Annotated in this window: 17 protein-coding genes; 9 read left to right on the plus strand and 8 right to left on the minus strand. The window is 67.2% G+C overall.

What is annotated here, in order from left to right; all coding sequences use genetic code 11:
• Positions 1–14: 14 nt before the first annotated feature.
• Both ACR4XW_RS04090 and ACR4XW_RS04095 read right to left on the minus strand, forming a co-directional pair.
• Positions 15–653, minus strand: coding sequence for a flavin reductase family protein (locus ACR4XW_RS04090; protein WP_434759228.1), 639 nt, complete (start codon positions 651–653; stop codon positions 15–17).
• Entirely contained in the window at positions 650–1,771 is a 1,122-nt protein-coding gene (locus tag ACR4XW_RS04095) for a cupin domain-containing protein (protein ID WP_434759229.1), read from the minus strand. Before ACR4XW_RS04095 ends, ACR4XW_RS04090 begins: the two co-directional genes overlap by 4 nt.
• A gap of 172 nt (positions 1,772–1,943) precedes the next feature.
• Between ACR4XW_RS04095 and ACR4XW_RS04100 the strand changes: the two genes are divergently transcribed.
• Genes ACR4XW_RS04100 through ACR4XW_RS04115 form a run of 4 tightly spaced genes read left to right on the plus strand, consistent with a single transcriptional unit; the run spans position 1,944 to position 5,310 of the window.
• Positions 1,944–2,963, plus strand: coding sequence for a carbon-nitrogen hydrolase family protein (locus ACR4XW_RS04100; RefSeq protein WP_434759230.1), 1,020 nt, complete (start codon positions 1,944–1,946; stop codon positions 2,961–2,963).
• Between the two features lie 4 nt (positions 2,964–2,967).
• Entirely contained in the window at positions 2,968–3,855 is an 888-nt protein-coding gene (locus tag ACR4XW_RS04105) for a fumarylacetoacetate hydrolase family protein (RefSeq protein WP_434759231.1), read from the plus strand.
• Between the two features lies 1 nt (position 3,856).
• Positions 3,857–4,609: a maleate cis-trans isomerase family protein gene (locus ACR4XW_RS04110; protein WP_434759232.1), complete on the plus strand. Its 753-nt coding sequence runs from the start codon at positions 3,857–3,859 to the stop codon at positions 4,607–4,609.
• A gap of 5 nt (positions 4,610–4,614) precedes the next feature.
• Positions 4,615–5,310: a GntR family transcriptional regulator gene (locus ACR4XW_RS04115; protein WP_434759233.1), complete on the plus strand. Its 696-nt coding sequence runs from the start codon at positions 4,615–4,617 to the stop codon at positions 5,308–5,310.
• A gap of 60 nt (positions 5,311–5,370) precedes the next feature.
• Here the strand turns inward: ACR4XW_RS04115 and ACR4XW_RS04120 are convergent, their stop codons facing one another.
• Genes ACR4XW_RS04120 through ACR4XW_RS04130 form a run of 3 tightly spaced genes read right to left on the minus strand, consistent with a single transcriptional unit; the run spans position 5,371 to position 9,292 of the window.
• Complete coding sequence (locus ACR4XW_RS04120) at positions 5,371–6,957, minus strand: phytoene desaturase family protein (protein ID WP_434759234.1); 1,587 nt, start codon at positions 6,955–6,957, stop codon at positions 5,371–5,373.
• Complete coding sequence (locus ACR4XW_RS04125; protein ID WP_434759235.1) at positions 6,954–8,483, minus strand: flavin-containing monooxygenase; 1,530 nt, start codon at positions 8,481–8,483, stop codon at positions 6,954–6,956. Before ACR4XW_RS04125 ends, ACR4XW_RS04120 begins: the two co-directional genes overlap by 4 nt.
• Positions 8,484–8,491: 8 nt before the next feature.
• Positions 8,492–9,292, minus strand: a complete 801-nt coding sequence (locus ACR4XW_RS04130) for an SDR family oxidoreductase (RefSeq protein ID WP_434759236.1) — start codon at positions 9,290–9,292, stop codon at positions 8,492–8,494.
• 142 nt (positions 9,293–9,434) lie between these two features.
• On the opposite strand from ACR4XW_RS04130, the gene ACR4XW_RS04135 reads away from it, so the two are divergent.
• Together ACR4XW_RS04135 and ACR4XW_RS04140 are read left to right on the plus strand one after the other, a co-directional pair.
• Positions 9,435–10,406: an AraC family transcriptional regulator gene (locus ACR4XW_RS04135; protein ID WP_434759237.1), complete on the plus strand. Its 972-nt coding sequence runs from the start codon at positions 9,435–9,437 to the stop codon at positions 10,404–10,406.
• 155 nt (positions 10,407–10,561) lie between these two features.
• Positions 10,562–11,335 (plus strand): cyclase family protein, encoded by a 774-nt coding sequence (locus ACR4XW_RS04140; RefSeq protein WP_434759238.1) that lies wholly within the window; start codon positions 10,562–10,564, stop codon positions 11,333–11,335.
• Between the two features lie 37 nt (positions 11,336–11,372).
• On the opposite strand, the gene ACR4XW_RS04145 is transcribed toward ACR4XW_RS04140, so the two are convergent.
• Positions 11,373–12,503, minus strand: coding sequence for a glycosyltransferase (locus tag ACR4XW_RS04145; RefSeq protein WP_434759404.1), 1,131 nt, complete (start codon positions 12,501–12,503; stop codon positions 11,373–11,375).
• A gap of 221 nt (positions 12,504–12,724) precedes the next feature.
• Here ACR4XW_RS04145 and ACR4XW_RS04150 point away from each other — a divergent pair, with 221 nt between their 5' ends.
• The 3 genes from ACR4XW_RS04150 to ACR4XW_RS04160 are packed head-to-tail and all read left to right on the plus strand — an operon-like array spanning position 12,725 to position 14,701.
• Positions 12,725–13,324, plus strand: a complete 600-nt coding sequence (locus ACR4XW_RS04150; protein ID WP_434759239.1) for a PadR family transcriptional regulator — start codon at positions 12,725–12,727, stop codon at positions 13,322–13,324.
• Positions 13,325–13,331: 7 nt separating this feature from the next.
• Positions 13,332–14,024 (plus strand): histidine phosphatase family protein, encoded by a 693-nt coding sequence (locus ACR4XW_RS04155; RefSeq protein ID WP_434759240.1) that lies wholly within the window; start codon positions 13,332–13,334, stop codon positions 14,022–14,024.
• 50 nt (positions 14,025–14,074) lie between these two features.
• Positions 14,075–14,701, plus strand: a complete 627-nt coding sequence (locus ACR4XW_RS04160; protein ID WP_434759241.1) for a TetR/AcrR family transcriptional regulator — start codon at positions 14,075–14,077, stop codon at positions 14,699–14,701.
• Between the two features lie 13 nt (positions 14,702–14,714).
• On the opposite strand, the gene ACR4XW_RS04165 is transcribed toward ACR4XW_RS04160, so the two are convergent.
• Both ACR4XW_RS04165 and ACR4XW_RS04170 read right to left on the minus strand, forming a co-directional pair.
• Positions 14,715–15,539: an enoyl-CoA hydratase-related protein gene (locus ACR4XW_RS04165; protein WP_434759242.1), complete on the minus strand. Its 825-nt coding sequence runs from the start codon at positions 15,537–15,539 to the stop codon at positions 14,715–14,717.
• A 10-nt stretch (positions 15,540–15,549) separates the two neighbouring features.
• Positions 15,550–16,776: a cytochrome P450 gene (locus ACR4XW_RS04170; RefSeq protein WP_434759243.1), complete on the minus strand. Its 1,227-nt coding sequence runs from the start codon at positions 16,774–16,776 to the stop codon at positions 15,550–15,552.
• Positions 16,777–16,778 lie beyond the last annotated feature (2 nt).

Consider the following 16,778-nt stretch of genomic DNA (forward strand, 5'->3'; position numbering starts at 1 on the left):
AGGTGGTCAGGTGGTCAGGATGCGGTGCTCGCCGGTGCCGGCTCGTCCCCGGGCATGCCGGGTTCGTACGGGACGCGGGGCTGAATGTGGATCGGGCCGGGCAGGGCCCATTCGGGTCCGCCCAGGCGGCCCACCGCGTTCAGCAGATGGAATTGCGGACGGCCGTCCTCGAGACAGTCGTCGGCGATCGCGAAGCGGTTGACCTCACCGATCACCATCACGCAGTTGCCGTGTTCGACGACTTCCACCACCGAGCACTCCATCAATGCCGGTGACTCGGCGATGCGGGGCGGCCGCACACTCTGCGCCGATTCCTTGGTCAGCCCGACCGCGCGGAACTCGTCCACCGTGGCCGGGTAGTCGACCGCGGTCAGGTTCACCTGGTCGATCAGATCGGCCGAGGCGAGGTGGAAGATGAACTCCCCGGTGTCGCGGGCGTTGCGGGAACTGTCCTTCCAGCCGACGGTGGAGTACATCACCATCGGTGGCGCCGATGACACGACCCCGCTGAACGAGAACGGCGCGATGTTGTCGATGCCGTCCACCGAGCGGGTGGTGATCCACCCGATCGGTCGCGGCACCACCAGCGCGGTGAGCAGTTGGTAGGCGGCGCCGGCGGCGAGGTCGGCGCCGACCATCTCGGTGCGAGTCATGAGGCGGGCGCGTCCCCGATCACCTGGTGCCCGTCGTTGTCGTCCATGGCCTGGTGGGCCCACAGGTCCAGCGAGCGGATCACCGGCTGGTCGTTGAAGTTGAACAGGCAGGCATCGTCCGACTCGCTGGTGTTGACGTGCTCGTACCAGGCCCAGGAGGGCACCACGAAGACGTCGTGTTCCTTCCAGTCGAAGCGCTTGCCGTTGATCACCGAGTACCCGGTGCCCTTGGCCACGTGGTAGACCGCCGAGCCGGTGTGCCGCTGGGCCTTGGTGTGCACCCCACCCGGCAGCATCTGCATCGCCGCACCCATGGTCGGCATCACCGATCCGCCGGTGGCGGGGTTGATGTAGTCGAGCTTGAAGCCGTCCCAGGGGTTCATCTCGTGCGCCGAGGCCAGGTTCTCCAGGGCCTCGTAGGTGCGCTCCCAGGGGTAGGCGTTCAGCGGGGAGTACATCTTCGACCAGCCGCGGCGGCTGTCCGGGCCCATGATGCCCGAGCCATACTCCTTGTACTGGGCGTTGATGTGCATCGGCTTGGCCTGGTAGGTGTCCGGGTGCACCTCGTAGAAGTTCGCGTCGAGGGTGTTCACCAGCGGGATGTCCAGGCCGTCCTGCCAGATCACGAAGGATTCCTCGGACTCGTTGCCGTGTTCGTGCCAGGTGCCCTTCGGCGTGATCGCGAAGTCGTTGGCCTTCACCCGCAGCTTGTCGCCGTCCACGATCGTCCAGGCACCCTCGCCCTCGATCACGAAGCGCAGCGCCGAGGCCGCGTGCCGGTGGGCGGTCATCGACTCCATCGGGTTCATGATCTGGATACCGGTGTAGAGGTGGCCGACCACGGCCGAGTCCTCACGGCGTCCGTCGTTGACCAGCATCACCACGCGGCGGCCGGCATCATCCCCGCGCACCAGGCTCGCCGATTCGACCACCAGCGGACGGATCTCCTCGTACGACCAGTGCATCGGGATGGACTTGGGGGCAGGTTCCCAGGGCTCGATCTCGTTGGCAACGGTCCACAGCGCGCCGGCTCCCAGCTTCTCCAGGCGAGCGTAGAATTCGTTCAACTCGCTGGACTCGGCAACCCTCGCACGGCCCAAAATGTCGTCATCGAACATCATTTCACCCCTCGGTAGAGCACCGCGGCGAGCGCCCTTTGTGCGTATTTGATCAAATCTGCCTCCAGTACAGCACAGCCCTCCCCGAGGAAACAAGGGTCAAATAGGGGGTTGGCTAAGATTTGATCAAATGCTAACCTCCAGGGGTCCAGTCCCTCCCCCAGGAGTGTTCATGACCGCTTTCCCCACCTTCATCGCCGCCACCGCACAGGCCGCGCCCGTCTTCATGGATACCGACGCCACGATCGACAAGGCCTGCGATCTGGTGCGTCAGGCCGCCGAGGGAGGCGCATCCCTGCTGGCCCTGCCGGAAGTGTTCGTGCCCGGGTATCCGTACTGGAACTGGACGCACAACCCGGTCGAGGGCGGCAAGCGCTTCGCCGAACTGTTCACCGCCGCGATCCACGCCGACGGCCCCGAGGTCGCCAAGCTGCGCGACGCCTGCCGCCGGCACGGGGTCTTCCTGGTGATCGGCATCAACGAGCGTCACCCCCAGTCGATGGGCACCCTGTACAACTCGGTGCTGTTCATCGGCGATCAGGGTGAACTGCTCGGGGTGCACCGCAAGCTGGTGCCGACCTGGGCCGAGAAGCTCTCCTGGGGCAACGGCGACGGATCCTCACTGAAGGTCTACGACACCCGGATCGGCAAGCTGGGTGCGTTGGCCTGCGGCGAGAACACCAACACCCTGGCCCGCTTCTCCCTGTTGGCCCAGGGCGAGCAGGTGCACGTGGCGAACTACATCGCCCTGCCCACCGCTCCCCCCGACTACGACATGGTCGAGGCGATCAAGGTGCGGGCCGCCGCCCACAGCTTCGAGGGCAAGGTGCACAGCATCGTGTCCTGCGCCGCGATCACCCCCGAGATCATCGACAACGTGGCCGGCGACGACAAGGCCGCGCGCACCATGCTGGAGCGCAAGCGTTCCGCCTTCAGCGGCATCTTCGGCCCCGACGGCCGGTTGATCACCGAGGAACTGATCGACGAAGAGGGCATGCGCTTCGCCGAGATCGACATCGCCTCGCAGATTCCGCAGAAGCAGATGCACGACATCATCGGCCACTACAACCGCTTCGACGTGTTCCAACTGAACGTGGACCGCACCCCGCGGCTCCCGGTCTCCCTCGATGACCCCCAGAACTTCCGCGCACCCGGCCGGGATGACGCGGACGAAGACTCAACCAAGGAGTGAATCCATGCAACTGCTCAGCTTCTCCCGCCAGGGTTCCAGCGACGTCTCCTGGGGCGTCCGGCTCGGCGAAGGCCGGGTCTTGGACGTGCCGGCGGCCGACCCGCAGGCCCCCGCAACCCTGTTCGACCATGTCTCGGACAACGGCGCCTACGACGTGGCCGGCCTGATGCAGCGCGCCGATGAGCTGTCCGATGCGGTGCTGAACGAATCCGACCTCACCCTGCGGGCGCCGCTGCGTCCGGGCAAGATCGTCGGCGTCGGCCTGAACTACGTCGAGCACGTCGAGGAGTCGAGCCGCTCGCTGGACACCGATGAGGAACTCCCCCCGCGTCCGGTGCTCTTCGGCACCCCCGGCACCGCCGTGATCGGTGATCAGGAAGCGATCCGCCACAACGCCGAGATGACCAGCATGCTCGACTGGGAATGCGAACTCGCCGTGGTGATCGGCACCGTCACCAACTACGACCTGACCGAGGAAGACGCCCTCAACCACGTCTTCGGCTACTCGATCTGCAATGACATCAGCGCCCGCGACCAGCGTCGCTCCCAGCGTTGGTTCTTCAGCAAGGGCCAGGACACCTACAAGCCCTTCGGCCCGGTGCTGGTCACCGCCGACGAGATCGGCGACCCGCACGACCTGGAACTGAAGCTGACCGTGAACGGCCAGCAGATGCAGCACGGCAACACCAAGAACATGCTGTTCAAGATCCCCACCCTGATCGCCGACCTGGCCTCCGGTATGACCATGGAGCCCGGCGACATGATCGCCACCGGCTCGCCGATGGGTGTGGGTGCCGCGATGGATCCGCCGCAGTTCCTGCAGCCGGGTGATGTCGTCGAGGCGACGATCGAGAAGATCGGCACCCTGACCAACCCGGTACAGGCGGTCTGACGTGGCCCGCAAATACCGGATCGGCCAGATCGTCCCGAGCTCCAATGTCACCATGGAGACCGAGATCCCGGCCATGTTCCGGCGCCGCGAGACCGTGGCGCCGGAGCGGTTCACCTTCCACTCGGCCCGGATGCGGATGAAGGAGGTCACGCCCGAGGAACTGTTGTCGATGGACAACGACTCCGACCGGTGTGCCGCCGAAATCTCCGATGCCGCGGTGGACGTGATCGGCTATGCCTGCCTGGTGGCGATCATGGCCCGCGAGCTGGGTTACCACTGCGTCTCCCAGGAGCGGCTCGGCAAGATCACCGAGGAGAACGGCCACCCTGCCCCCGTGGTGTCCAGCGCCGGTGCGCTGGTCGACTCGCTGCGGGTGATGGGGGTCGAGAAAATCGCCGTGATCGCGCCCTACATGCGACCGCTCACCGACAAGGTGGTGGCCTACATCGAGAACGAGGGCTACACGGTGACCGACTCCCTCGCCTTGGAGATTCCGAACAATCTCGAGGTGGGCGCCCGCGACCCGATGGCCCTGGTGGACCTGGTCGACAAGGTCGATCACTCCGGCGCCGATGCGGTCGTGTTGTCGGCCTGCGTGCAGATGCCGTCCCTCGAAGCGATCCAGGTTGTCCAGGACCGCATCGGAAAACCGGTAGTATCTGCCGCGGTCGCAACCGTGTACCAAATGCTCAAGGCCCTGGGCCTCGACACGAGCGTGCCCGATTGCGGAGAACTCCTGAGCGGAAAGTACTGACAGCCGTGGACCCAGCAGCAATCACCCCGCCTCGACGGGCAACCACCTCGGATCAAGCCTACGAGGCGATCCTGGACGCCATCCTGCAGGGGCGTTTGCTGCCGAACGAGCCGTTGCGGTTGAAGAATCTCGCCGAGTCGCTCGAGATGAGCATGATGCCGGTGCGCGAAGCCGTGCGCCGGTTGGAAGCACTCGGTGTGATCGAAGTCGAGCCCTATCGGGGCGCCCGGGTGCGGGAGGTGTCGGCAGCCGATCTGACCGACACCTACCGCACCCGCATTCTGCTGGAGGGCTACCTGGCCCGCCGGGCCGCGGTGCGGTTCACCCCCGAGGTGCATGCCGAGGCCCTGGCCCAGTTGGACCTGCAGGCCGAACGCCAGCAGAACCACGACCCGGACGCGGCCCGCGCCGCGCACCGTGGTTTCCACTTCACCATCTACCAGGCCGCCGAGGCGCCCTGGGCGGTGCGCTCGGTCGAGCCCACCTGGGCCAACAGCGAGCGCTATCGGGTGGCCGCAGGCATGAACCCGACCGCCGTGGCGATGCGCCGTACCGAACACGATGCGCTGCTGAGCGCCTGTGCCTCGGGCGATCCCGATGCCGCCGAACGTGCCCTGCGCGAGCACCTGGTGCGCACGGTGGCCAACCTGAACCCCGGCGCGGCCGATCAGTTGGCCGCGGAGTTCAACATCTCCCTCTGACGCAAAGATCGTGTGACTTCTTGTTCACCTGTCGAACAAGAAGTCACACGATCTTTTGCTTCACTTGCGCTTACGACCGATGAGCTCCTGGGCCACCAGGTGGCCCGATCCCCCGCCCAGGCCGGGGCCCGGGTGGGTGGCCGCGCCGATATGCCACAGGCCGGGCACCACGGTGCGATGCCGCGAGCTGGCCGGGCCGGGTCGCCAGATCAGGAACTGATCCAGTTCGGCGCTGCCGCCGTAGGGGTCACCGTTGATCGCGTTGGGGTTGTAGGCCTCCAGGTCGGTCGGGGCGATCACCACCGCCTTCTCGACCGCGGCCTTCACCCCGGGGGCTTGTTCCTCGATCACATCCAGCACCCGATCCAGGTAGCCCTGCTTGAGCTCCTCGGTCCAGCCACCGCTGACGTCCAGGGTGCCAGCGGCATCACCGACCGGGGCGTAGGGCACTTCCTGCATCTGCAGCCACAACATGCCCTTGCCCTCGGCGGTGACCCGGCTCGGGTCGATCAGTTGCTGCTGCCCCACCGCCACCGTCGGACGGGCGGGCAGCAGGCCCGCCTCGGCCTGGACACAGGCGATCGCGGTGGAGTTGGAACCATCGCTCAGGTGCACCAGCGGGATGCCGGCGAGTCGCTCGTCCCGCCACACCAGGGGCTCCCGCAGGGCGATGTGCACCTGCATCGCGGCTCGGCCGGGCTGGTAGACATCGGCCTCGGCCCGGATCTCGTCGGGAACCACCGTGGCGGGCAACAGTTCGTGGTACAGCGCGCCGGGGCTGACCGAGGCGACCACCGCGCGCTCGGCGCGCAGCGTCGTTCCGTCGGCAAGTTTCACCCCGGTGGCCCGTTTCCCCTGAGTGGTGATCTCGGAGACCCGGGCGCCGGTGCGCACGTCCACCCCGCGTTCGGCCAGGAGAGCCTCGAAGGCCGCCAGGAAGGCTCCCTGGCCGCCCTTGACGATCGGCAACCCGGCCTGGTGCAAGGTGGCGGCGAAGAGCGGGATCATCAGCCCACCCGTGGCGCTGTCGGGGGTCAACCCGGCATGCAACAGCCACGGGGCCCAGAGCTGATCGGTCTCCCAGCCACGGAACTGGCGACGGCCCCAGCGGCGGCCGCTGGCGACCCCGTCGCGGGCCCAACCCTCGAGCCGGGCCCGTCCCCCGCGCCGGAACAACTTGAACACCGGGGAGGCGATCTTGGCGCTGCGCAGCTCGGAACCGAGCAGGCCGCCGATCACATCGAGATCGGCCACCAGCCGGTCCAGCATCCGCCCATAGGCCTCGCGGTCTGCGGGGTGTTCGAACGCATCGATGGTCTTGGCCACGTCCCGGTAGGCGATCGCCGCCCGCCCGTCGGCGGCGACCGTGGCGGTCACCGCGTCCTCGGCATTGCAGTACTCGACCCCGAGCCGGGCCAGGTCCTCGCCCAGTTCGGCATGGGCGCCGCCGGTGACGAAGAGCGGATGCCACGACGAGTAGGTGTCGTGCCGCAGCCCCGGAACGGTCAGTTCGTCGGTGGCCATGAACCCGCCCAGGCGGTCATTGGCCTCGACCAGGCAGACCCGCCAGCCGGCACCGGACAGTTCGGCGGCGGCCACCAGGCCGTTGATGCCCGAACCCACCACGATCGCGTCGAAGTTGTTCATCGGCTCTGCTTTCCCTCCTTGCGGCGCAGCAGCGCCTTGATCACCCATGCGTAGTCCTGCGGGCTCACCGGCAGCAGCCATTCCTTGAAGCGCTGCAGCGGCGAGATCTTGAGTCCCAGGCCGCGCATCAGTTCGTCGATGTTGTGCATCGAGAAGGGGATGATGTTGGTCCCCCTGGCGTGTTTGCCCTCGGTGCGTTCCTCCATCCAGCGCAGCCGCTCGGCCACCAGCTCGCGGCGCTGCTCGACCTCGGGCATCACCGAATGTCCCATCAGGTGGTTGGCGATCCACAAAGCACCGAGTTCGGCCGACAGCGGGCTGAAGAAGGAACTGTTGTAGCCACAGAATGCCAGACCGGGCACGTCGTGGGGCAGGATGTAGCGCCACAATTCGAAGTTGCCGCGGTCGTCGGTCAGCCGCTGGGTGACCTCGTCGTCGAGGAACGGCACACCCTGCTTCCAGCCGGTGGCCGCGATCACCACATCGGCCGGGCGGCGTTCCCCGGTGGACAGTTCGGCCATCGGCTTGCCGTCCTCGGCGTACAGCCGGACGATCTCGGTCTCGCGCAGCACCTGCAGCTTGCCCTCGGCCACCTTCTCGTAGAAGCCGTCGGTGGTCAGCGAGACGGTGGAGCGGGCGATCCGGTCGAAGCTGCCCTCGGGCACCAGGTCGTGTTCCTTGAGCTTCAACTGCTTGACCGCGACGCCCTGGACGGTGTTGATCATGCCGTTGCGCACCGGCTTGCCGGGGCCGTGCAGGAACTTCTCCACCGGGGTCGGGCGGCGGTACTCGAACAGCGCCTCGCCCAGACGGTTCAGCATCAGGTACTTGAAGTTCAGCTTGCCCATCAGCTTCTTGGGCAGCTTCCACAACAGGTGCCGGGCGACCACGGTGGTGCTGGCCGACGACTCGGCCACCGCAGAGGCGATATCGCAGCCCGACTTGCCGTAACCGACCACGAGCACGTTCTTGCCCTCGATCTCGGCCAGGTCGCGCACATCGGAGGGGGCACACAGGCGTCCGCCGGCGGCCTCGAACTCCTCGCGCCCCGGGTAGGGCGGCAGGAAGGGCTGGCTGAAGATGCCGTTGGCCACCACCACGTAGTCGAAGACCTCGGACTCCTCCGGCCCGGCCGGCTCGGATTCGCCACCGAACCGGCTCTCCACCGGACGGTAAGTGACGGTCCAGCGCGGTTGCGGCCCGGACTCGTCCAGTTCGGCGTGCACCACCTCGGTGCTGACCTTGATCTTGTCCTCGATGCCGAAGCGGCGCACATAGCCGGCCAGGTACTCCTGCACCTGGGTGCCCGACGGCCACTCGGGGTAGTGCTTCGGGTAGGGCATCTCGATCAGCGAGTAGGTGCCCTTGTTGTTCTGGGTCGACAGACCCGGGTAGCGACGCACCCGGCTCCACACCCCGCCCACATCGGGGGCCTTCTCGAATCCGGTCACATCGTGGCCGAACTGGGTCAGGGTTTTCACCGCCGCCACACCGGCGAAGCCGGCTCCGATCACAGCAATCTTCATCACGGGCCTCAGTTCTTGTCGGCGGGGATCAGCCGCGGGATGGCGGGGACGGACTGTTCGGGGCCCATCGCGGAGTAGCCACCGTCGGCGGCCCAGTCGGCGCCGGTGACCACCGAGGCGGCATCCGAGCACAGGAAGGCGACGACGCGACCCACTTCGACCGGATCGCCGACGCGACGGGTGAGGTGGAAGTCGGCGGCCACCGAGTCGGTGAGCTCGCGGTTGTGCTCCGAGAGGTCGTCCATGATCTTCGACCAGGTCCAGCCCGGGCTGACCGAGTTGACCCGGATGCCGTCACCGGCCCAGTCCATCGCCATCGACCGGGTCACCTGCACCAGCGCAGCCTTGCTGGCCGGGTAGACCCAGCGTCCGGTCTGGGCGACCTTGGAGCTGATCGAGGTGAAGTTGACGATCGCCCCCTTGCCGGTGGCGGCGAGATGGGGACGGCAGGCCTGGGCCATCCGGACCGCGCCCACCAGGTTCACGTCGAAGGCGGTCAGCCAGTCGGACGGGGCGGTGTCGGCCCCGTCGTCGAGGTAGGTGCAGGCCAGGTTCACCAGAATGTCGATGCCCCCGTGCCGCTCGGCCACCTCGGCGACCAGCTTCTGCACCTGATCGTCCTGGGTGACATCGGTCGGAATCGACTCGACCCCATCCATGCCGTCGGCGATCGCGTTCGCGCCCTCGGCATCGATATCGGCGATCACAACCGTGGCGCCTTCATCGCGCAGCGCTTCCACGACTCCCCGACCGACGAGCGTGGCGCCCCCGGTCACGATCGCGGTACGTCCCAGCAGAGTCCCTGACATCTGGTCACCTTCCAAGAAATGGCCTACATTTGATCACATATTTCAAGCTAGTGATGCCGCTCACACCGCAGCTATCCGGATCGCCCGCGGAATATGTCCAAAATCCGCGAACCGGCCCGACGAACCCACAAGGGGGAGACCAATGGGGGTCTTACGCCGACACGCTCTCGCCACCCAGGACCCGGACGAGGCGCAGCAGATCGTCTCGGACGTGTTCTGCGAACACACCCTGACCCCGATCGGCAAGGCACGGCGCGAGGTGGACATGTCGCTGACCGCCGATGAGATGGGCCCGGTGCGCCTGGTGCGGCTCAACTACGGGGTGCCGGTACGGATCCAGCCGGAACCGCTGGGCGATTTCTTCCTGGTGCAGGTTCCGCGCACCGGGTCGGCCGACATCACCCAGGACGGCACCGACGTCGCCTCCCTGCCCGGAGTCGCCTCGGTGCTCTCCCCCACCGCCTCGGTGACGATGGAATGGCACCACGACACCGATCAGTTGTGCGTGTACCTGGCCCGCTCGGTGGTCGAACACGAGTTGCGGCTGATGCTGGCCCGCCCGATGGACAAGCCGTTGATCTTTCTGCCGCAGATGAAGCTGGACGATGAGACCAATGCCGCCTGGCTGCGCACCGTGTTGTTCCTGGCCGACGAGCTGCGCCGGGGTACCTCGCTGACCCACCGGCCCGAGATCATGCAGTCCTTCGGCGCCACCCTGGCTGGCCAACTGCTGGTCTCGCAGCGGCACAACTACTCCGAACAACTGGGCCTGAGCGAATCGATGAAGCCGAGCCGGGTACAACAGGCCATCGATTACATCGAGGCCCACCTGTCCGACGCCGACCTCACCGTGCCCCGGGTGGCGGCCGCCACCGGGGTCTCGGTGCGCACACTGCAGGAGGCCTTCCGGCGCGAACTGGAGATGACCCCGCTGGCCTACATCAAGGAACGCCGGCTGACCATCGCCCACCTGCGACTGCGCGCCGGCGACCCGACGATGACCACCGTCACCCGGATCGCAACCGGCGTCGGGGTCAGCCATTTCGGCCGATTCTCCGGTGAGTACCGACGCAGGTTCGGCGAGAAACCGTCCCAGACCCTGATGGCCGGATGAACGCAAACTGGCCACCGGGCCGCGCAGATTGGCTAGCCACGCCCCGCACCGGGTCGGTTAGCTAACGGGAATCGGGTTGCTGAGCGCGCGGCCGGCCCCGAGCACCCGCTACCGGGGCTTTCCCTTTCATACCCCTCTAGATGCAAGGAGTATCCATGTCCACCCTTACCGCACTGGCTCAGGCCCTGACCTCGTCGTCGATCGAGGTCATCGATCTGACCTCCCCGCTCAGCCATGACACCCCCGTCCTGATGCTGCCCCCGGAGATGGGTCAGACCGAGCGGTTCACCCTGCACGAGATCTCGAACTTCGACGATCGCGGGCCGGGCTGGTACTGGAACAACTTCACCACCGGGGAACACACCGGTACCCACTTCGACGCCCCCTGCCACTGGGAGAGCAACAAGGGTGGTCTGGACATCTCGCAGGTGCCCGTCCAGCAGATGATCGGCCCGGCCGTGGTGATGGACTTCGCCGACCGGGTCGAGGCCGATCCCGGCTACATCATCAGCCGTGAGGACATCGAGGGCTGGATCGCCGAGCACGGCGAGATCGAGGAAGGCTCCTGGCTGCTGATCCGCACCGGGTGGGGTGCGCAGACCGTCAAGGGTCAGGAGGCCGCACTCGGACTCACCGATGAGGGCCCGGTCTCCCCCGGCCTGTCGGTGGACGCGGCCAAGCTGGTGTCCACCCTGCCGATCCTGGGCATGGGCGTGGAGACCGTCGGCACCGATGCCGGCCAGGCCTTCGGCTTCGACCTGCCCTTCCCCTGCCACTACGAGATGGCCGCGGTGGACAAGTGGGGCATCACCCAGTTGCAGAACCTCGACAAGCTGCCCGCCCGCGGTGCGGTGGTTGTCGCCCTGCCGCTGCCGATCGTCAAGGGCAGTGGTTCGCCCTGCCGCGTGGTGGCCCTGGTCGAACGCTGATCGCGCACACCGAACGCCATGACGGGCGCGCCGCGCGCTACTTCTCGGGACGGAACTGCAGGGCCTCGAAGGCCTCCGGCGAGAGCGCGCGGCGCAACCGGTCGGCACTCATCGGCAGATAGGGCACTTCCCGGGCCAGATGGTGATGCAGGGTCAGCATCCGATCGATGCTGTTCTGCCAGGGGTACCGCTCCGCCTGGGCCCGGGCGGCCACCCGCATCTGCTGCCGCGGACGAGCCGCCGCCCGCAGCAGGGCGTCGGCGAGGGATTCCGGGTCGGGCGCGGCCCAGGCACCGGATTCCCTGGTCACCAATTCGAAGCCGCCACCCCGGTCGGCGGTGATCACCGGGGTGCCACAGGCCAGCGCCTCCAGCACCGCCAGGCCGAAGGTCTCAGCCGGGCATACCGAGAGCGCGAAATCGGCTCCGGCCAACCGCCGCGCGATTTCTTCGCGGGAGTCGACGTAGCCGTGAAAGACCACCGGCGCGTCGCTGGCCAGTTCGCGCAGTTCCTGCTCGTCGGGGCCGACGCCGTACATGTCCAGCCGCACCGGCACGCCCTGGCGATGCAACTCCACCGCGGTGGCCACCCCCAGGTGCGGGCTCTTCTCCCGCGACAGCCGTCCGACGTAGGCGAGCTTGAGGATGCCGTCGTCGACCGGTGAGCCCTTGTCGGGATGGAAGGTGGTCAGATCGACCCCGAGCGGCACATGCACCAGGTTCGCGCCGAGATTGTGGTACTCGTCGGCGGCGTAATCACTGGTCACCACGATCGAGTCGAATTCCTTGACCAAGCGGCGGTACAGCAATTGCACCGCCCGGTTCACCCGGAACCGTTCCCGCAGCCACATCGACGCCATCGCGTCCAGACGTTCGTGGCTGAACAGCACCGACCCGATACCGCGTCGCCGGGCCCATCGGCCGACCGCGGTCAGGGTCCATTTGTCCGAGACCTCCACGCTGGTGGGCCGGAACCGGTCGAGCACGCTCAGCGCCCGGCCGGTCTCGAAGATCATCCGGTAGCCGGCGACGATCTCGGGGGCCTTCACGTAGACCTCGATCCCCTCCTCGGTTTCCCGGAAGTGATCATGTTTGCCCGGAAGCACCAGGATCCGTTCGGCGCCGGCCGCCACATAGCCGCGGCCCAGGTGCCGCACCGCGGTGCGCATCCCCCCGGAGACGGGCCCGATCAGGTTGGCCAACTGCGCGATTCGCAGGGTCTTCGGCACCTGGCCCTCCTCGATGTCGACAACGAGTGCCCACTGTACCGCCGGGGCCGCAGGCGCCCGGGACCGACCGACGTCCTTGCCCAACGATAGTTAACGATATATCGTAGAAGTACGTGATAGAACGATTTGTCAAGGAGATGACCATGAATCACGCACTACGCATGCCCCGTTGGGCAATGATGGAAACCGCCGGCCCCCGGCGAGGCGGACGACGAGGTGGCGGGCGCGGCATGGGCGGTGGCCCGCCCGGTGCACCGTGGCGCGGGATGGGCGAAGGCTTCGGCTTCGACTTCGGTGGCCCCGGGCGCGGCCGCGGCCGGGCCCGCCGCGGGGACGTCCGGTTGGCGGCACTGGCGCTGCTGGCCGAGAAACCCCGCAACGGCTACCAGATCATCCGCGAAATCGCCGACCGCACGCAGGGCGCTTGGAAGCCCAGCCCCGGTGCGGTCTACCCGGCCCTGAACCAACTCGAGGATGAGGGTCTGATCGTGGCCGCGGAGGGTGACAAGACCTTCACCGTGACCGAGGAGGGTCGGGCAGCCGCCGCCGAGATCGACCCCAAACCCTGGGATGCGATCAATCGGGAGACCGCCGATGCCTACCCCGAAGACGTCGCCGAGTTGTGGACCGAGTTCCGCCGCCTGGCCGATGCGGTCCGCGCGGTGACCAGCTCGGGCACCGACGACGACCGCCGGAAGACCGCCGAGTTACTGACCGAAACTCGACGCCGAATCTTCGGCATGTTGGCCTCCGACTCATAATGGGCACGTGCGCCTACTACTGATTCGTCATGCCCAGACCACCGCGAACCGCGATCGCATTCTCGATACCGCCGCTCCCGGCCACTCGCTGACCGACCTGGGTCACGAGCAGGCCGAGGAGTTGGCCCGACGACCGGAAGTGCAGCAGATCGGCGCGCTCGTGGTGTCGAACCTGGTTCGCACCCAACAGACGGCTGCCCCGCTGGTCGCCCGACTGGGCCTGACACCCGAGATCAACGCCGACGGCCGCGAGATCTTCGCCGGTGACCTCGAGGACGCCACCGAGCCCGACGCCCATCATCAGTACGCCCAGACCGTGTTCTCCTGGGTCGACGGTGACCGCAGCGTCCGGCTGGCGAACGGCGAGTCGGGCGAAGAAGTCCTCGCCCGCTTCGACCGCCAGGTCGACCGGGCTGTCGCAGCCGCCCGACAGGCCGGTTCCGATGTCGCCGCGGTGATCGCCCACGGCGCAATCCTGCGGATGTGGACCGGGTGTCGGGCCGATGGCGCCGATGCCAGCTTCATCGCCTCGCATCCGCTGGAGAACACCGGGATCATCGAACTGGCCGGCGACCCGGAATCCGGCTGGCGGCTGGTGAGCTACGCCGGCCTGACCGCCGAGCGGATCGCCGACGGCATCGACGACTCCCTGGCCACCGAGATGGCCCGCGACGAGCGCGAGGAGAACTTCGGGGGCTGACCCAAGGTCGAGCCGAGATAACGGCGCGATTACCTACTATCCTCACTGTCGTGACCACCCGACCCGCAACGAACGAGAACGCGCCGAGCGAGCAGCCCCGGCCCGGGCGTCCCCGCAGCAAACGCGCCCACCGGTCGGTCATCGAGGCCACCCTCGGCCTGATCGAGGAGGTCGGGCTGGAGGCGCTGACCATCGAAGCCATCGCCACCCGCTCCGGGGTGGCACGCACGACCATCTACCGCTGGTGGCCGAACACGACCGCCCTGGTGCTCGAGGCGGTACAGGAACTGCCCGCGCTCGTGGTGCCCGATATGGGCAACCTGGTGGAGGAGCTCCGAGCCCATCTGAAGGAACTCCGTCGGCTCTTTCTGGAGACGCCGTTGCTGGGTCTGATCGCGCGGGCCGGGCTGGAGAAGAATCGACTCGACCCCCAACTCGATGCCTACCTCAAGGACCGTGGCGCCCAGTCCCAGGAGATCATCCGGCGGGCGATGGCCCGGGGGGAACTACCGCCGGACACCGATCCGGCCGCCTTCGCCACCCTGATCAACGGCCCGCTGATCTCGGCGGTGCAGCTCGGCTGGGTCACCCCCGACGACGATTTCCTCGAACTGGTCATCCAGAAGGCGGTCGGCGGCGACATTCAACCGAGCGGATCGATGGCCGAAACCGACTGATCAGGACGACCGATCAGTGCTTCGCGCCCGGACGGCGACGCTGCCCGGTTTCCGTACTCCACTGCGAGCCCACCAGGCGATCTATCTCGCGCTCACAGTACTGCTCGAAGGACAAGTGCTCGGCGTCGTCGATGTTCTGCTTCATCAGGCGCATCGCCCGACTGTCGCTGTGGGTGTAGTCGCTCGCGAACTTCTGAACCGCCTCGGCGAAGGTGTCGGCCGGTAGCACGGCGTTGACCAAGCCGATCCGTTCGGCCTCCTCGGCCGAGATGCGCTTCGGGTGCAGGAAGATCTCCTTGGTGCGGGCCGGGCCGAGCAGCCGCTGCGCCAACCAGATCGCGCCCAGTTCGCCGGGGAGGGCGTGGGTGAGAAAACCGGTGTTCAACCCGATACCTGCCTTGGCGACCCGGAGGTCGGCGGCCAGGGCCAGCGCCAGCCCGGCACCGGCCGCTCCGCCGTTGAGGGCGGCGATGGTGAGCTGCGGGCATTGCCGAATGATCCGGATCAGTTCGGTCGCCTCCCGCATCCGGGCCCGGTGGGCCGGCTCGGATTTCTCCCACTCGGCCACCTCCCGGTCGGGCTCGGCGGCGAAGGCCCCACCGACGCTGAACAGCTTGCCCGCCCCGGTGATCACCACCACGTCGATGTCGCGGCTCGCACTCACCCGCAGCAGCGCCTCGCGCAGTTGCGAACTCAACGGCTCGGCCAGCGGATTGCCCCGCTCCGGGTCGTTCAGCCGGATCGTCGCGACCCGGTCGCTGACCGAAAATTCCACCGCATTCACCATTTCGTGGCCCTTGTGTCCTTCTGGTGCGGTTTCGGCGTAGTTTGTATCCACATCGCCTGCATCACGCGCCTTCACTCGGCCGCTGCTTCGGCACCACCGTGACCGGAACCCGGACGAAGCCCTTCACGAACTCGGCGGGCCGTCGCTCACACCGATCGAGATGGACGGTGACCTCGTCGACCGCTTCGAAGAACACAGTCAGCATGATCTCGCCCATGGTGCGGGCCAGCTTCTCGCCCAGGCAGATGTGCGGGCCGATCCCGAACGACATCTTGCGGCTCGCGGGCCGGTGCAGGTCGAACTTCTCCGGCTCGGGATACTGCTTCGGGTCGAGCCCGGCGGCACCCCACATCAGGATCACGGCTTGGCCCTTCTTGAGCTGATAACCGTCGATCTCGACGTCGTTGAGCACCTGCCGGCACAGGATGTCGGTCGGGTGATCCAGCCGGACGGCCTCCTCGAAGGCGGCCGGAATCAGGGACGGGTCGGCTCGGACCTCCTCGAGGAACCGCGGGGTCCGGGCCAGGTAGTACAGGGTGGCCGCGGTCGAGATCTCGGTGGTGTCGGCACCGGTGACGATCAGGGTGTGCAGGTCGGCGGCCGCTTCGTCGCGGGTCAGTTTCCCGTCCCGGACGGCTTCCAGCAACCGACTGAGTGCTTCCCGGTCCTCGGGGCCGGGGTCCTCGTCGATGATCCGGCGCAGATAGACCGCGACCTCCTTGATGGCCTCGAGGTTCTCGGGTGAGCTGCCCTTCTGCCCGGGCGTGCGCGCCAGGAAGTCGTCCACCCGTTCACTGAGCCACGGCATGTCCTCGACCGGGATTCCGGCCTTGACGCCGGCCACCCAGGTGGAGACCTTGCGGGTGTAGTCCTCGAAGAAGTCAAAGCTGGTCTTCTCGACCAATACCTCGTCGAGTACCTGCCGGGCGATCTCGCGGATCATCCCCGAATCGGCCACCACGGCCTTGTGCAGGTAGCCGGGCTGCAGGATCGCGCGCCGCCGCTGGTGTTCCTCGTTGCTCGAACTGGCGAAGGTCGGCGGTGCGGGTTCACCGAGCAGGACGTGGTTCGGGGTCGAGCCCGCCGCTGCGGTGAAGTTCTTGGTGTCGCGGCCGATCGCGCGCAGGGCGGTGAAAGAGTTGACCGCCCAGGCGTTGTACTCGGGCAGGAAGTGCATGCCGGCTTCCTCGTGCATCCGCAGATAGGTGTCCCGTGGTGCGAGCATCACCTCCGGCGCGTAGGGATCATAGATCGCGCCGCTGTGTGGACAGGTGGCCTGTTCGGTCATCA

Origin of the sequence: Pseudenemella bisphenolivorans (assembly GCF_051133435.1) — a bacterium.
In the GTDB taxonomy this organism is placed as follows: domain Bacteria; phylum Actinomycetota; class Actinomycetes; order Propionibacteriales; family Propionibacteriaceae; genus JAAYAO01.

Coding starts and splice junctions, on each gene's coding strand:
- ACR4XW_RS04130 (WP_434759236.1), bottom strand. CDS start 9,292: ATGTCAGGGACTCTGCTGGGACGTACCGCGATCGTGACCGGGGGCGCC.
- ACR4XW_RS04140 (WP_434759238.1), top strand. CDS start 10,562: ATGTCCACCCTTACCGCACTGGCTCAGGCCCTGACCTCGTCGTCGATC.
- ACR4XW_RS04170 (WP_434759243.1), bottom strand. CDS start 16,776: ATGACCGAACAGGCCACCTGTCCACACAGCGGCGCGATCTATGATCCC.
- ACR4XW_RS04095 (WP_434759229.1), bottom strand. CDS start 1,771: ATGTTCGATGACGACATTTTGGGCCGTGCGAGGGTTGCCGAGTCCAGC.
- ACR4XW_RS04135 (WP_434759237.1), top strand. CDS start 9,435: ATGGGGGTCTTACGCCGACACGCTCTCGCCACCCAGGACCCGGACGAG.
- ACR4XW_RS04150 (WP_434759239.1), top strand. CDS start 12,725: ATGCCCCGTTGGGCAATGATGGAAACCGCCGGCCCCCGGCGAGGCGGA.
- ACR4XW_RS04145 (WP_434759404.1), bottom strand. CDS start 12,503: ATGCGCACCGCGGTGCGGCACCTGGGCCGCGGCTATGTGGCGGCCGGC.
- ACR4XW_RS04090 (WP_434759228.1), bottom strand. CDS start 653: ATGACTCGCACCGAGATGGTCGGCGCCGACCTCGCCGCCGGCGCCGCC.
- ACR4XW_RS04120 (WP_434759234.1), bottom strand. CDS start 6,957: ATGAACAACTTCGACGCGATCGTGGTGGGTTCGGGCATCAACGGCCTG.
- ACR4XW_RS04105 (WP_434759231.1), top strand. CDS start 2,968: ATGCAACTGCTCAGCTTCTCCCGCCAGGGTTCCAGCGACGTCTCCTGG.
- ACR4XW_RS04100 (WP_434759230.1), top strand. CDS start 1,944: ATGACCGCTTTCCCCACCTTCATCGCCGCCACCGCACAGGCCGCGCCC.
- ACR4XW_RS04125 (WP_434759235.1), bottom strand. CDS start 8,483: ATGAAGATTGCTGTGATCGGAGCCGGCTTCGCCGGTGTGGCGGCGGTG.